At 68.6% G+C, this 13,635-nt stretch carries 14 protein-coding genes and 2 pseudogenes; 7 read left to right on the top strand and 9 right to left on the bottom strand.

Annotation, left to right across the window (positions count from 1 at the left end; genetic code table 11):
• Positions 1-22: 22 nt before the first annotated feature.
• Positions 23-734, bottom strand: a pseudogene (locus LK533_RS00860) (IS5 family transposase); the annotation flags it as partial.
• On the opposite strand from LK533_RS00860, the pseudogene LK533_RS00865 reads away from it, so the two are divergent.
• Positions 683-1,138, top strand: a pseudogene (locus tag LK533_RS00865) (IS5 family transposase); the annotation flags it as partial. The pseudogenes LK533_RS00860 and LK533_RS00865 sit on opposite strands and share 52 nt — an antisense overlap.
• 287 nt (positions 1,139-1,425) lie before the next feature.
• Here LK533_RS00865 and LK533_RS00870 read toward each other — a convergent pair.
• Entirely contained in the window at positions 1,426-2,427 is a 1,002-nt protein-coding gene (locus LK533_RS00870) for a polysaccharide pyruvyl transferase family protein (protein WP_229360681.1), read from the bottom strand.
• Between the two features lie 180 nt (positions 2,428-2,607).
• On the opposite strand from LK533_RS00870, the gene LK533_RS00875 reads away from it, so the two are divergent.
• From LK533_RS00875 to LK533_RS00885, 3 genes are read left to right on the top strand one after another with little or no spacing between them, the layout of a single operon-like run.
• Complete coding sequence (locus LK533_RS00875) at positions 2,608-3,345, top strand: NUDIX hydrolase (RefSeq protein WP_229360683.1); 738 nt, start codon at positions 2,608-2,610, stop codon at positions 3,343-3,345.
• Positions 3,342-4,070: an extensin family protein gene (locus tag LK533_RS00880; protein ID WP_420705797.1), complete on the top strand. Its 729-nt coding sequence runs from the start codon at positions 3,342-3,344 to the stop codon at positions 4,068-4,070. Before LK533_RS00875 ends, LK533_RS00880 begins: the two co-directional genes overlap by 4 nt.
• Positions 4,071-4,119: 49 nt before the next feature.
• On the top strand, positions 4,120-5,355 hold the full coding sequence (locus LK533_RS00885; protein WP_229360685.1) for an immunity 21 family protein: 1,236 nt from the start codon (positions 4,120-4,122) through the stop codon (positions 5,353-5,355).
• Positions 5,356-5,386: 31 nt separating this feature from the next.
• On the opposite strand, the gene LK533_RS00890 is transcribed toward LK533_RS00885, so the two are convergent.
• Positions 5,387-5,938, bottom strand: a complete 552-nt coding sequence (locus tag LK533_RS00890) for a hypothetical protein (RefSeq protein WP_229360688.1) — start codon at positions 5,936-5,938, stop codon at positions 5,387-5,389.
• Between the two features lie 141 nt (positions 5,939-6,079).
• Positions 6,080-6,514, bottom strand: a complete 435-nt coding sequence (locus tag LK533_RS00895; protein ID WP_229360690.1) for a hypothetical protein — start codon at positions 6,512-6,514, stop codon at positions 6,080-6,082.
• Positions 6,515-6,776: 262 nt separating this feature from the next.
• On the opposite strand from LK533_RS00895, the gene LK533_RS00900 reads away from it, so the two are divergent.
• The gene (locus LK533_RS00900) at positions 6,777-7,316 is read left to right on the top strand and encodes a CHAP domain-containing protein (protein WP_229360693.1); all 540 of its coding nucleotides are present in this window, start codon (positions 6,777-6,779) and stop codon (positions 7,314-7,316) included.
• A 101-nt stretch (positions 7,317-7,417) separates the two neighbouring features.
• Here the strand turns inward: LK533_RS00900 and msrB are convergent, their stop codons facing one another.
• From msrB to LK533_RS00915, 3 genes are read right to left on the bottom strand one after another with little or no spacing between them, the layout of a single operon-like run.
• Positions 7,418-7,915 carry a peptide-methionine (R)-S-oxide reductase MsrB gene (gene msrB / locus LK533_RS00905; protein WP_229360697.1) on the bottom strand — a complete coding sequence of 166 codons (498 nt, stop codon included), beginning with the start codon at positions 7,913-7,915 and terminating at the stop codon, positions 7,418-7,420.
• Between the two features lie 46 nt (positions 7,916-7,961).
• Positions 7,962-9,191, bottom strand: coding sequence for an ABC transporter permease (locus tag LK533_RS00910; RefSeq protein ID WP_229360698.1), 1,230 nt, complete (start codon positions 9,189-9,191; stop codon positions 7,962-7,964).
• Positions 9,188-10,129: an ABC transporter ATP-binding protein gene (locus LK533_RS00915; RefSeq protein ID WP_229360706.1), complete on the bottom strand. Its 942-nt coding sequence runs from the start codon at positions 10,127-10,129 to the stop codon at positions 9,188-9,190. The genes LK533_RS00910 and LK533_RS00915 overlap by 4 nt, the downstream gene beginning before the upstream one ends.
• A gap of 94 nt (positions 10,130-10,223) precedes the next feature.
• Between LK533_RS00915 and queG the strand changes: the two genes are divergently transcribed.
• Positions 10,224-11,345, top strand: coding sequence for a tRNA epoxyqueuosine(34) reductase QueG (queG, locus tag LK533_RS00920; protein ID WP_229360712.1), 1,122 nt, complete (start codon positions 10,224-10,226; stop codon positions 11,343-11,345).
• 46 nt (positions 11,346-11,391) lie between these two features.
• On the opposite strand, the gene LK533_RS00925 is transcribed toward queG, so the two are convergent.
• Together LK533_RS00925 and LK533_RS00930 are read right to left on the bottom strand one after the other, a co-directional pair.
• Positions 11,392-11,769, bottom strand: a complete 378-nt coding sequence (locus LK533_RS00925) for a hypothetical protein (RefSeq protein ID WP_229360713.1) — start codon at positions 11,767-11,769, stop codon at positions 11,392-11,394.
• A complete protein-coding gene (locus LK533_RS00930) occupies positions 11,766-12,449 on the bottom strand; it encodes an EI24 domain-containing protein (RefSeq protein WP_229360715.1) in 684 nt (227 codons plus the stop codon). The genes LK533_RS00925 and LK533_RS00930 overlap by 4 nt, the downstream gene beginning before the upstream one ends.
• Positions 12,450-12,553: 104 nt before the next feature.
• On the opposite strand from LK533_RS00930, the gene LK533_RS00935 reads away from it, so the two are divergent.
• Positions 12,554-13,552, top strand: coding sequence for an adenosine kinase (locus LK533_RS00935; RefSeq protein WP_229360717.1), 999 nt, complete (start codon positions 12,554-12,556; stop codon positions 13,550-13,552).
• The last annotated feature ends 83 nt before the right edge of the window (positions 13,553-13,635 follow it).

The following is a 13,635-nucleotide window of genomic DNA, read 5'->3' on the forward strand; positions in this document are numbered from 1 at the left end:
ACTCATAAGCCCGTAGCCGCATTGAGGCGAGTTGGACCATGGCGAGGAAGTTGGCGGCGAGTTTGTCGTAGCGGGTGGCGGCGCGGCGGAAGTGCTTCAGCTTGGAGAAGAAGCGCTCGATTAGGTTGCGATCGCGGTAGAGGCGCTTGCTGAAGCAGGGCTGCCACTCGCGGTTGCTCTTCGCCGGGATATTGGGCGTGGCATCCCGATACTGGATCAGCTCGCGGACGCGGCCTGCGTCATAGGCCTTGTCCGCCAGCACGATGGTGCGAGGGCCAAGGTGATCGAGCAGGCGATCGGCGATCTGCCCATCATGCGTCTGCCCGGCAGTCAGGCCGAGCCGGATCGGAAGGCCTTGTGCGTCGACGACGACGTGGATCTTGGTCGTGAGCCCGCCGCGTGATCGACCGAGACAGTGGTTTGCACCCCCTTTGCCGTCGCGGCCTGCTGGTGAGCCCGCACGGAGGTGCTGGCGATCATCTGGATGTCGCCATCGTGGGCGGCGCTGATGGCGTCCATCAGCCGGTTCCATACGCCCGCCTTCCGCCATCGGGTAAAGCGATTGTAGCAGGTGGTGCGCGGCACATAGCGCTCGGACAGATCGCGCCACGGTGCCCCGGCCGCAGCACCCAGAAGATCCCGTTCAGCACGCGTCGGTCATCGAGGCGCGGCACCTCCGCGCCACCAGCAGGCCGCGGCGGAAAAGGGTGCAGATCAGTGTCTCGGTCGATCACGCGGTGGGCTCACGACCAAGATCCATGTCATCGTCGACGCCCGAGGTCTGCCGATCCGGCTCGGCCTGACCGGAGGACAGGCGTACGACGGGCAGATTCCCGACGCGGTGCTCGAACGCTTGGCCCGCGGACCAGCGTAGTGGCGGACAAGGCTTACGATGCCGACCACTGCGCGAGCTGATCCAAGACCAGGGTGCAACACGGAACATTCCGCCCATGCGCAACCGGCGCTTGAAGCCTCGCTTCAGCAGGCGGCTCTACCGCGAGCGCAACCTGACCGGGCGTTTCTCCTCGAAGCTGAAGGACTTTTGCCGCGTCGCCACCCGCTACGACGAGCTCGCCGCCACTTCATTGCGATGATCCAGCTCGCCTCAGTGCGGCTGTGGTTGCGGGCTCATGAGTCTAGACCTAGGCGGGCCTGCGCGCCGTTCCTTGCCAAAGCTCAGGGCGCTTCGATGCGGCCGCGGTTCCAAGCGCGTTGAGGTTTGGGCCGCAAGGAGGTGCTGCGGCAACCACGGCCAGAAGCGCTTGTAGGGTGGGTCATGTCCAATCTCGGCCGATCATCGCACGTGTCGCGTGCGTCCCTTAGACCGCGGAGCCGTCCCCCGGAGGTCAAGCCGGCCAAACTCCGACGGCTGGTCCAGCCTTGGCGCCCGGCCCGATCTCTGGCGGAGCGATACGCGCTTCTCCTTCAGGCGATCTCCCGGCTGTGGGTGACGGCGTGGAAGGTGGCCTGGTCCAGCGTCTCGCACACGGCGATGCCCGGGAGGTCGGCCGTCCATTGTTCGGCGAAACCACGCACCTTGCCATAGCTGTTGTCCAGCACGGCATGGGGGATGCCCATCAGGACGCTCAGAATATGGCCGTGGAGCCGGTCGGTCACCACTGCTTCACCCGATCCTAACAGGGCGCGGCCCCGCTCCAGCTCGGCGCGGGCACGGGTACGGAAGCGGCGATAGTCGGGCTCGCCGCCTGCCAGCATGATGGCGGTGCGGCCGAGCTTCGCGACGGCGCGGTCCCATCGGCTTGGGACGCGCGCGCCGTGGATCCAGTCCGCCACCAGGCTGTCGAGCGGCAGGTCTGGCACACCGCGGCCGGACGCCTGCTCCTGATCGGTACGCAGGAGGTAGACGATGTCGTGCACCGGCAGCGCCGGGCGCGAGAGGCTGCCGAGGCAAAAGGCCATGTCGGGGCAGAGCGCCACCGGGCAGCCAAGCTCCGCTTGCGCAAAGGCGAGGCTCGCCTGATCGCGCACCAGCAGGGTGAAGTTGCCATGGGCGGCGATCGCGTCGCGGGTCGCCTGCACCTCGCCCAAATTGGAGAAGTGGATCGTCTGGGGCAGCTGGACGATGCGGCGCCCGGGGAGGGCCGCCAGCAGCATGCAGCGGAACTGCTGGAACCGCGGCCATAAGTCGCCGAAGTTGCCGCCGCCGCTCAGGAAGATCGGCCCGGTCGGCACCGCGCGCAGCAGCGCGTCCAGGTCGAAGCCGTGGATCGTGCTGACATAGCCGGGCGGGCGCGGCGCGGCGCGATCGAAGAAGGCGAGCTCACCCAGCCAGATCAGGCTGTCCCCCACATTCGAATAATCCGGAAAGTCCAGCAGCGCGTAGCCGCCAGACAGGTCGGCAAGCGGGGTGACGGTGCGCCACACCCGCTCGGCCAGTTCCTCAACCCGCTCGAACATCGTATCCATGGGGCGGTGGTCGCAGGCTGGCAGATGGAGACAAGATGGCCCCTCCGTAATGGTGCCGTTCCCCAGGCGTGCCTCCTCGGCGTGCCTTGAGAATGCTTCCATCCCGGAGATGCTTGTCTGCTGGCGTCCGGCCGTAGATAGGCGGACCGGCCGCGCCGCCTGAAGGAAACGCTGCCCGACATGTCTGACCCGACCGAACTGATTCCCGCCGCGACGCTGATCGTGATGCGCGACGGATCGGCCGCTCCCGAGCTGTTGATAGTCCAGCGTGCCGCGAAGATGGCGTTCGCGGGCGGGGCCCTGGTGTTTCCAGGTGGGCGGATCGACCCTGGCGATGTGGCGCTGGCAGAGGGCGATGCGGTGCTTGCCGCCAGGATCGCCGCCATCCGCGAGACGATCGAGGAAGTCGGGGTGGCTGTGGGGCTGGAGCCCATGCCCGATGCGGCCGCCCTCGCTATCATGCGCGCGCGGCTGCATGCGGGCGAGCCGCTGGGCAGCGTCCTTGGAACGCACCGGATCACGCCCGAGCGGCTGATCCCCTTCGCGCGCTGGCGGCCCGAGCGGCTGGTCGCGCGCCTGTTCGACACGCATTTCTTCCTGGCGGCGGCCCCGCCCGGGATTCCCGAGCCGATGGAGGACGGGACGGAGACGCAGCGAAGCTTCTGGGCAAGCGCGGCACAGGTGCTGGCGGACGCGGACGCCGGTCGCGCGCAGCTGATCTTTCCAACCCGGCGCATGCTGGAGCGCCTGGCGATCCTGCCGAGCTTCGCCACGGCGGTGGCGCATGCGACAGCCTATCCGGTGCGTAGCATCACGCCCTGGGTGGAGCGGCGTGACGGGACCGACCAGCTCTGTATCCCGGATGACCTGGGCTATCCGGTCACCGCCGAGCCGCTGGACCGGGTGCTGCGCCAGTGAAGCGGGTTCGGCAGGGCACGCGGGCGATCGTCTGGATGCTGGTGCTCGTGGCGATCGGCTTTGCGCTCTATGCGCTGGTGCGCAGCCGCCCGCACGATGTGCCGTGGCGGCCGCTCGACCTGGCCGACCCGGTTGGCATGTTCACCGGGCGCAAGCTCGCGGGGCTCGCCGATGGCTTTCCCAAGTGCCGGCAGCTGCTGGAGCGGGCGGGCGTTCGTTATCAGCCGCTGGCGCCGCTAGTATCGGGCCAGTGCGGCTATGCCGATGGCGTGCGGCTGACCAGGGGCGGCGCGCGCACGATCCGCTTTGCACCACGCGATGTGGGCACGTCCTGTCCCGTCGCGGCAGCGGAAGTCATGTGGGAATGGCAGGTGGTCCAGCCGGCCGCGCGCCGCTATTTTAAAAGCGAGGTCGTGCGGATCGAGCATTTCGGCAGCTACAACTGCCGGCGGATGTACGGCCGGTCCAAGGGCGACTGGAGCGAGCATGCGGCGGCCAATGCGCTGGATGTCGCTGGCTTTGTGCTGGCGGACGGTCGCCGGGTCACGGTGGTGGGCGACTGGAAGGGCAATGCCGAGCGCGCCGCCTTTCTGCGCGACGTGCGCGACGGGGCATGCGAGCTGTTCTCGACCGTGCTGTCGCCCGACTACAATGCCGCGCATCGCGACCATTTCCACCTGGACCAGGCGCGGCGCGGCGCCATGGGCTGGCGCGCGTGCCGGTAGTGCGCGCGGGCGCCGCTGGACTCGGGGCAAGCGCGCGGTACGATCCGGCATGCGCTTGCTTCCTTCGCCGTTACAGCGGCCGCTCCTCGCGCTGATTGGCATCGGCGGGCTTACTGCCTGTGCGATGGTGGGGAAGCAGGGGGTAAGCGACGGCGTGAGCTTCGTTCGGCCATTGGAAATCCTTGCGGCAGACAGCGTGTCGCCCCTGCCGGCGGATAAGTTCGAGATGCTGGGTGAGGTCGACCCGGAGCATCCGCTGGACGGCATGATGGTGGCACAGACTCTGAGCCTGTTCGGCAGGGAGGATCTGATTGCTGCCAGCAGCTATGATTATCGCGCGAACCGCTGCGCCGCCGCGTCAGCGGGCTCCGAGGTGCTCGACGAAATCGAGCGTTGGGCACGGCGGACGTCGATCGTAATCATCAATGAGAGCCACGAGCGATCGGAGCATCGGGGTTTCAGCGCAGAACTTGCGCGGCGGCTGCGACCGCTGGGGTATGATGCGCTGGCCATGGAAACGCTCGCCAATCCGGAGCCCAATGTTTCAGCGGCAACGCTGCCTGCGGTCCTCGCACGGCCCGATCAGCCGTTCCTGGAGGATGAAGACGGATTTTACCTGTCCGAGGCGGGCTTCGGCCGGCTGGGGAGGGTGGCCAAGGCGCTGGGGTACAGGCTTGTACCCTATGAGGAACAAGAAGACGCCAGCGCTGGCGGCACGGCCACGCGCGAGCAGCGGATCGCCACCCGCGAGGAAACGCAGGCGCGCAATCTGGTCCGCTTCCTGCGCGAGCATCCGAACACCCGTTTGCTTGTCCATGTGGGCTATTCGCACGCTACTGAAGTGCCGCTCCCCGACGGGGGGATCTGGATGGCGGCGCGGCTGAAGGCGAAGACAGGCATCGATCCGCTCACCATTTCGCAGACGAGTTGTCGCGGTGGCGGAGATCGGGTGCGGCTGGCGGATCTGCCCGCGGATGAGCCCGCGGGAGCCTTTGACCTGGTCGTCGACCATCCCACTGCGCGCTTTGTGCGGGGGCGGCCTGCGTGGCGATTGGCTGCCGGGGACCGCGCGGTCGATATCCCAGCCAGTCTGCGTCCGGTGGCCTGCGGCTGGCGGGTCATCGAGGCACGGCCGGTCGTGGAGCCCGATGCCGCGGTGCCGATGGATCGGGTGGCGATCCGTCCGGGCGAGACTGTCGCCCTGATGCTGCCGCCGGGACGGTATCGGCTCCGGGCTATCGACGTGCCCGCCGCGAAGCGCGCGGCGCCCGAACAGCCCCGCTAGGCTGCGGCCGTCGCGCGGCAGCCTCGTCGGCTCAGTTCTGCAGCGTCCGCGGATCCACCTTTTCCACCCAGGCCGGAAAGAAGGCCGGCTGGCGCAGCGACCATCCCGAGGCGGTGGCGGCGGCTTCGCTGATCGACTGGAGGAGCTTGCGACGCAACTCGGGATGAAGGTGGGGCAGGGCTGCCGAGGCGCAGAACGCAGACGGAAGCCACGGCCGCGCCTCCGCGCCGATCAGCCGCTCGTACAGAAAGCGGTAGGCGGAGAAGGAGGTGAGGCGCCCCTGGCCCAGGTCGAAGGCGGTGACGACCAGCAGCGGCGCCATGAACGGCTCGACCAGTTCCAGGCCGCTGTCGTCGGGAACCAGCGTGCGGATTTCGGGGAGTCGGTCATAGAGCCGCGCCTGGGCGCGAATGCTGGCGGCCTCCACCACGTCGCGAGACCAGCGCTCCATCGCATCCTCGCGCTCTAGACCGATGTCGAGCGAACGCCGGATATAGCGCTGAGTCGCGGCGCTGAAGCCTGCGAACTCCTTCATTTCGGCCAGGGTCATTGCACCTTCAGCTGGCTTCATTCTCGCGCCCATCGATCCTGCTCCCGGACGTGCTCCATCCGCTGCCATCCTGCCCGGCATCGGTTAACAGCATGCTGAACCGACCATCCGATCTTCAACGGCTCGCGATCCAATCTGTTGCGATGCAGCAGAAAACGCGATGAATGGAGTGAGTCAGCGGGCGCGGGCCCGGATCGCGGCGGCCGGAACCCAGCCGGACAGGCACGGGCCATCATAGCCGCGCCGGCTGCCGACCGGGCTGGCGACGCCGCAGCCGTCCTCGGGCGTAGCAGCGGGCGGGGCGACGATCCCGAGCCAGCGCTGGTCGATGGACCGGGTGCACACGAACAGCGGGCGCCCCTGTTCGAGCGTTCCGGCGACTTTTGCCTCCTCGAAGGGCGCGGTGCGGACCGGGATGGTGGGCGCGAGCACCACGCCACCGATGCCGCAGGCGGCAAAGCTTGGTCCTTGCTCGCCGATCCGGACGGGGGTGGTGCCCGGCGAAAGCGCGGTCGCCGTTGCCCCCGGCGCCGGACTCCCGGCTTCATCGGGAAGGGGAGCGCTGTTGCACGCGCCCAGCAGCAGCGTGGCGAGAAACCAGGATCGCATGGAGTTCTTCTAGACGGGTTTCGGCGGCACGGGAACGGCGGCGGACTCGCGGCCGCGAGAGTGCGAGTCCGGCGTCAAAGCGCTGGGAAAACGTTGGGCGCGCAGGAAAAGTTGCGCCCCCAGAGGCCTTCTGGGGGGCAACCATCGACGCCTAAACACGCTTCGTCGGAAAAGGTTCCATCGACGAAGTGCATGGGGTTTCGCGGCAGCAAAAACCCTGCTTCACACACTTCCACGAGCTTCAACGACCTTTGGGGGGTCCATGAATTTCCGGGCTTTTGCAGCGCGTTTTGCGCTGACGCTATCGCTTTGCCTGCTGACGACCGCACCGGCTGAGGCACGCTTCTGGCAGTGCGCTCCCTATGCCCGCGAGATTTCCGGCATCGACATTCATGGCAACGCCAACACCTGGTGGGGCCAGGCGGCGGGCAAGTACCAGCGCGGTGCGACCCCCAAGGAAGGCGCCGTCCTGTCGTTCGAATCGACCCGCCGCATGCGCCTGGGCCATGTTGCGATGGTGTCCAAGGTTCTGAACGAGCGCGAAGTTCTGCTGACCCATGCCAACTGGTCGCGCCGCGGCGGCATCGAGCGCGACGTGCGGGCGGTGGACGTGTCGGCGGCGGGTGACTGGAGCGAAGTGCGCGTGTGGTTCGGCCCGGTCGGCGGCCTGGGCACCTCGAGCTACCCCACTAACGGCTTCATCTATTCGGGCCAAGCGCCGCAGGGCGAGACCTTTGCGCCGGTGCAGGTCGCCAGCGGCGGCAACACCATCGGCAAGGGCATCACCGCGCTGGTCGACTGATCGGCCGAGAGCCGAACGTACTGGAACAAGAAGGGCCGGAGGAGCGATCCTCCGGCCCTTCTTGCTTGCGGATGGTGCCGTAGCGGAGCGTGTAGCGGGCTTTACGCCCTCGGACGAAACGTCATCGCCACGCCATTCATGCAATAGCGCTTGCCGGTGGGCTTGGGACCATCGTCGAAGACATGGCCTAGGTGGCCGGCGCAGCGGGCGCAGCGGACTTCGGTGCGCGCCATCCACAGCGAGCGGTCCTCGTGCGTCGCGACGGCTCCGCGCAGCGGCGCCCAGAAGCTCGGCCAGCCGGTGCCGCTTTCGAACTTGGTGGTCGACGCAAAGAGCGGCTGGCCACAGCCCGCGCACGCAAAGGTACCGGCGCGCTTCTCCTTGTTGAGCGGGCTGGAATAGGGGCGCTCGGTGCCTTCCTCCCGCAGGACGCGGTACTGGGCCGGGCTGAGGCGCGCCCGCCATTGTGCGTCGCTGAGCTGGAAGGGGGCGGCCGGCGCCGCATCGCTGTCGGCCGCGCACGCACCGATCGCCAGCGCGGTGCCGCCCAAACCGACCAGCCCCAGCAGGCGACGGCGATCAACAAGATACTGTGTCATCAACCGCTTAGATGGGAAGGCGCAACCGAGGTTTCCAGCAGTCCCTTCAGCGCCCGAGCAGCTTGGCCAGGCGGAATTTCGGTCCCGCCGACTGCAGCACGCCGCGGCGGAACAGCCGCGCGCCGAGCGTGATGGTGAGGGCCACCCACAAGACCTGCCACCCGATCGCGAGCAGATGCGGCCAGAGCTCCGGCCGGTTCGCCGCACGCGCCGCCATGGCGAAGGGCGAACTGAACGGAAACCCCTCGGCAATCGTGGCGATCCAGCTGCCCGGCTTGCCGGCTGCGGCCAGCGACAGCGCAAACATGCCCATCTGGAACAGGGTCAGCGGCAGCGACAGCATCTGGATCTCACGCGGGGTAGACGCCTGCGCGCCGATGCCCAGGAACACCGCGCCCAGCAGCAGAAAGGCGGCGGCGAAATAGATGGCGAACAGCAGCGTGAACACCGGCAGGCCGACGGCTGGCGCGAGGCCGGTCAGCGCCGCAGCCGCGTCGCCGGGCAGGAGCGCGCCGACATTGCCGATCAGCGTGCCCCAGAACAGCACGAACAGGATCGCGACGCCGAACATGCCGATGAGCTTGCCCAGGAACACCGCCTCAAGCGGTACGGCGGCGGCAAGCACCTCGATCACCTTGTTGGAGCGTTCCTCGGCCATGGTGCCGACGGCCTGGCTGGCGAGGATCAGCGTGACGGCGAACAGCGCGATCACCGCCGCGCCCGCGGCCGCATTCTTGCCGCCGATGGTGCCGGTCGCGCGCGCGATCTGTTCGAACTGCGGCTGGCTGGCCGGGCCGTCGACTCCCGAGCGATGGTCCCGCGCGACCTGTTCAGCGAGCATCGCCAGGTACTTCGACATGCGCGACATGGGATTGGCGTGAAGGATGTGCGGACGTTCGGGCGATCCGTAGAGCACGGCCGGGACGTCGCGATCGTCCTCTGCCAGCAAGCGCCGGGCCTGCGCCGCCGGATCGCTTTCCGGCGTCACGACCTCCAGCGCCGGTGGCAGCGCCTCTTGCGACAGGAAGTCGCGCGCGGCGTGGTCGGCGGCGAGGAAGCGGGCGGCGTCGGCCGGCCCCGCGATGGCGTAGAGCCGCTCGCGGTCCTCGCCGCTTTCGCCCACCGCGCGCGCGCCGATGCTGCCCAGCGCGCCGAAGCTTGCGAACAGCATCGGCGCGAGCAGGAAGATCAGGAAGGTGGGGGTCAGCACTGTGGCGATGAAGTCGCGCCGGGCGACCGTCAGCGTCTGACGCAGCGTGCGGCGGAGCGTATTCATGCGGGGGTTCCTTCGGCCGCGGCGGTGCCGACGATGCGCACGAACGCGTCGTGCAGTCCGGGGCGCTCGATCGACAGGCCGGCGATGCCGAAGCCGCCCGCGATCAGCTTGCCGAGCGTCTGCTCTATTCCTTGCTCAGGCACCGAAAAGGTCCAGCCGTCGCCCTGGCGATCGCGGCGGGCGTCCGCCGGCAGCAGCGTCGTGATGCCGTCGCCGGGGTCACGCGGCACATAATGGGCGCGCATCGGCAGGGTGCCGCGTGCTTCCGCGACCGTGCCCTCGAACCGGCGCTTGCCGCCGGCGATGATGGCGAGGCGGTCGCACAGCCGTTCGGCATGGGCCATGACATGGGTGGAGAACAGGATGGTGGCGCCGCGGTCGCGCTCTGCCATCACCAGCCCCTCCAGACGTTCCTGGTTGACGGGATCCAGGCCGGAGAAGGGTTCGTCGAGCACCAGGAACTCGGGCTCGTGCACCACCGAGCCGAGCAGCTGGACGAACTGGGCCATGCCCTTCGACAGCTTGCGGATCTTGGTGTCCACCGAGTCGCCCAACCCTGCGCGCTCCATCATCACCGCGGCACGCTTGCGCCCGGTCGCCCAATCGAGGCCGCGCAGCGCGCCCATGAAGGCGATCGCCTCGCGCGCCTTCATGCCGGGATACAGTCCGCGCTCCTCGGGGAGGTAGCCGACCCGGTCGGAAGCATCGCGCGGCGCATCATGCCCGAGCAGGCAGCGCTTGCCCGCGTCGGGCTCGATGATGCCCAGCAGCATGCGCAGCGTCGTGGTTTTGCCGGCACCATTGGGACCCAGCACGCCATAGACGGCGCCGGTCGGCACCTGCAGGTCGATGCCGTCGACGACGCGGCGTTCGCCGAAGCGCTTGACCAGCCCGGTCGCGGTCAGGGCGAGGCCGGAGGCGCCACCTGTCGTATCCATTCCGCCCCCCTCTCACACCCCGTCCGCGATCAACGCACACGTATCGACGCGTACGGGGGTGCTGTGTTGTTTGAAGCCGTGGTAGCGGGGCGGCGTGGACCAGCACAAGTCCTTGGAAACGCGCATCCGGGAGAAGGCGGCGGAGCTCGGCTTTGCCGCCTGCGGTTTCGCGCGTGCCGATGCCGCGCCCAAGACGGCGGCGCGGCTGCGCGAATGGCTGGATGCAGGGCGCCACGGCAGCATGATCTGGATGGAGGAGCGCGCGCACCATCGCGGCTCGCCGGCTGGCCTGTGGCCGGACGTGCGGTCGGTGATCGCGCTGGGCATGAGCTATGCACCGGCGCGCGATCCGCTGGCGCTGGCAGGGGTAGGCGACCGCGGGCGCATCTCCGTCTATGCGCAGGGTGCCGATTATCACGATGTCGTGAAAAAGGCGCTGAAGGCGCTCGGCCGCTGGCTGGCGCAGGAAGCGGGCTGCGACCTCAAGGTGTTCGTGGACACCGCGCCGGTGATGGAAAAACCGCTGGCGGAAGCCGCGGGGCTCGGCTGGCAGGGCAAGCACACTAACCTCATCAGCCGGGCGCACGGCAGCTGGCTGTTCCTGGGGGCCATCTACACGACGCTGGAGCTGGTGCCGGAGGGAAGCTCCGGCGGCACCTGCGGAACCTGCGATGCCTGCCAGCGCGCGTGCCCGACCGATGCGTTTCCCGCGCCCTATCAGATCGATGCGCGGCGGTGCGTGAGCTACCTCACCATCGAGCACGCAGGACCGATCCCAGCGGCGCTGCGGCCGGGCATCGGCAACCGCATCTATGGCTGCGACGATTGCCTGGCGGTGTGCCCGTGGAACAAGTTCGCGGCTACCGCAGCGGCGAACAAGGCCTTTGTGCCGCGCGCCGAGCTGGCGGCGCCCCGGCTCGCGGATCTGATGGCGCTCGACGATCCGGGCTTCCGACAGGTGTTCGCGGGTTCGCCGATCAAGCGGATCGGGCGCGACCGGATGGTACGCAACGCGCTGGTGGCGGCGGGGAACAGCGGGGATGCGGCGCTGGTGGCACCGGTCGCCCGGCTGCTGGACGATCCCGCCCCGGTGGTGCGCGGTGCTGCGGTGTGGGCGTTGGGACGGCTGGATCAGGACCGGTTCGCGAGCGAGCGGGCTGCGCGGCTGGCGAAAGAGGATGATGCGGACGTCCGGACGGAGTGGCAGCCGATCTGAACCTCCGAAAACCCGTATCCCTGCGAAGGGCAGGGAAGGTGGCTTCTTACCGCCCACCCTCTCGCCGCACCAGCGCGGCGACGCAGCTGGCGCGGTCGATCGGGGCGCCGTTGCGCTGGCGGGCGTCGACATAAGTGACCACGGGCGTGCCGCCGTTCTTGGGCGCATAGAGATAGGCGTCGAGGACGCAGATGTCGGAACCGAACTGCATTTTGTGGCCGGCGCCCTCGGTAAGATCGGCATCGGGCTTGCCGAACAGCTTGGTGAGGGCGTTGGCGGGCTGGCCCAGGATGCGCTCCAGTCCGATCGAGCTGTAGGCGGCGCTCGGCGGGGGCGGGGGGAGCTTGCCGGCGCCGGTGTCGGGCACTGTCGCACAGCCGGCCAGGCTCGTGCCCAGCAACGCCAATCCTGCCCAATGCCTCATTTGCCGCGCCTTTCGTGAAACCAGTGGGTCGCCATCGCCGCGCCGAGCACGGGGGCGACGAAGTTGACGAGCGGAACCATGAGCAGGCCGGTGCCCGCAAGCCCCAGCAGCAGCCGTCCGCCGCCTGTGCCGCTCCGCCAGCCGCGCATTGCGGCGGCCGGCAGGTGGCGCGCCGCGACCATGTCGCCCAGATCGCGACCGAGCAGCCAGCCATTGACCAGGAAAAAGGCGATTGCAGTGCCGACACCGGTTGCGAGCAGCACCAGATAGAGGGGGCTGAGCAGCAGGTTGACCGCGATCACCCGGCCGGCCGAACCCAGCCCCATTGCGACCCCGCGCGCGAACGGCACCGGCCGGGCCGAGGCGAGTGCCGCCGGATAATGGCGTGCCTCGACCGCGGCGACCACCTCGTCCGCGAAGATGCCGGTAACGGCAATGGCGACGGCGCGGAACAGCAGCCAGGCGAGGCCCACCGTTGCGATCACCGCCGCCGCTGCCGCGAGATCGCCGACGCCGCTTCCCCAATGCAGGCCATCGCGCACCATCGCGCGGGCGCCGAGCGCAAAGCAGGCGGCGAGCGCCAGGAACAGCAGCAGCGTCACGACCAGCGACTTCACCAGCACGGCCAGGATGCGCCGGTCGCCGAGCTGGGCGATCGAGAGGAAAAGGGCGCGGATCATGGGCGTGGGAATGGGGGCGGCGTGCGGCCCCGTCAACGCGGTTGCGCGGGGCGGCGGCGCTCTTTACCGCAAGCACGTTTGCGGATCCCGCACTGGAGACTGACTTGACCGAACCCACTTACGACGTCGTCGCGATCGGCAACGCGATCGTCGACATCCTCGCCCAGGCCGAAGATTCGTTCCTCGAAGCGGAAGGCATGAACAAGGGCTCGATGCAGCTCGTCTTCTCGCCGGCGGAAGCCGATGCGCTCTATGCCAAGATGGGTCCGGGGCGCGAGGTTTCGGGTGGGTCGGCGGCGAACACCATCGCAGGCATCGCGGCGCTGGGCGGCAAGTGCGGCTTCATCGGCCAGGTCGCCGACGACCAGCTCGGCAAGGTGTTCGCGCATGACGTGCGTGCGGTCGGCATCCGCTTCGACACCGCGGTGCGTGCGGGCGATCCCAGCACGGCGCGCTGCCTGATCTTTGTGACGCCGGATGGCCAGCGCACGATGAACACCTTCCTGGGCGCGTCGCAGTTCCTGCCCGAGGCGGCGCTCGACCGTGCCATGATCGCCGACGCGGCGATCTTGTACCTGGAAGGCTATCTGTGGGATCCGGAAGAGCCCCGCCAGGCGATGCGCGCCGCAATCGAGGTCGCGCGCGAAGCGGGCCGCAAGGTCGCCTTTACCCTGTCGGACGTGTTCTGCATTTCGCGCCACGGCGACGATTTCCGCACGCTGCTGGCGGACGGCATGATCGACATCCTCTTCGCGAACGAGAATGAGCTGCTGGCACTCGCCCAGGTCGAGGGCTTTGACGCGGCCGTCGCCAAGATCGCGCCGCAGGTGCCGACGCTGGTCGTGACTCGCGGCGAGCAGGGTGCGATTGCGGTCGTGAACGGCGAGCAGGTGGCGGCTCCGGCCGAGCCGGTCGCGGCGGTGGTGGACACCACCGGTGCGGGCGACCTGTTCGCGGCGGGTTTCCTCCACGGCCAGGCGCAGGGCCGCAGCGTGGCGGATTCGCTGCGCATGGGCGCGATCTGCGCGGCGGAGATCATCTCCCACTATGGCGCGCGCCCGAACGTCGACCTGAAGAAGCTGATCGCCGACAAGCTCGGCTGACGCGGAATGCGGGCGCGACCCGCAGCCGCAAAAAGAAAGGGGCCGGAGGAGCGATCCTCCGGCCCCTTTTTGTTGGGCGAACC

Source organism: Sphingomonas sp. PL-96, assembly GCF_020707215.1.
Classification (GTDB): Bacteria; Pseudomonadota; Alphaproteobacteria; order Sphingomonadales; family Sphingomonadaceae; genus Sphingomonas.

Bases quoted from the DNA above. Each gene is read 5' to 3' on its own strand.
- LK533_RS00870 (WP_229360681.1), bottom strand. From the start codon at position 2,427: ATGGATACGATGTTCGAGCGGGTTGAGGAACTGGCCGAGCGGGTGTGG.
- LK533_RS00875 (WP_229360683.1), top strand. From the start codon at position 2,608: ATGTCTGACCCGACCGAACTGATTCCCGCCGCGACGCTGATCGTGATG.
- LK533_RS00885 (WP_229360685.1), top strand. From the start codon at position 4,120: ATGCGCTTGCTTCCTTCGCCGTTACAGCGGCCGCTCCTCGCGCTGATT.
- LK533_RS00890 (WP_229360688.1), bottom strand. From the start codon at position 5,938: ATGGGCGCGAGAATGAAGCCAGCTGAAGGTGCAATGACCCTGGCCGAA.
- LK533_RS00895 (WP_229360690.1), bottom strand. From the start codon at position 6,514: ATGCGATCCTGGTTTCTCGCCACGCTGCTGCTGGGCGCGTGCAACAGC.
- LK533_RS00900 (WP_229360693.1), top strand. From the start codon at position 6,777: ATGAATTTCCGGGCTTTTGCAGCGCGTTTTGCGCTGACGCTATCGCTT.
- msrB (WP_229360697.1), bottom strand. From the start codon at position 7,915: ATGACACAGTATCTTGTTGATCGCCGTCGCCTGCTGGGGCTGGTCGGT.
- LK533_RS00910 (WP_229360698.1), bottom strand. From the start codon at position 9,191: ATGAATACGCTCCGCCGCACGCTGCGTCAGACGCTGACGGTCGCCCGG.
- LK533_RS00915 (WP_229360706.1), bottom strand. From the start codon at position 10,129: ATGGATACGACAGGTGGCGCCTCCGGCCTCGCCCTGACCGCGACCGGG.
- LK533_RS00925 (WP_229360713.1), bottom strand. From the start codon at position 11,769: ATGAGGCATTGGGCAGGATTGGCGTTGCTGGGCACGAGCCTGGCCGGC.
- LK533_RS00930 (WP_229360715.1), bottom strand. From the start codon at position 12,449: ATGATCCGCGCCCTTTTCCTCTCGATCGCCCAGCTCGGCGACCGGCGC.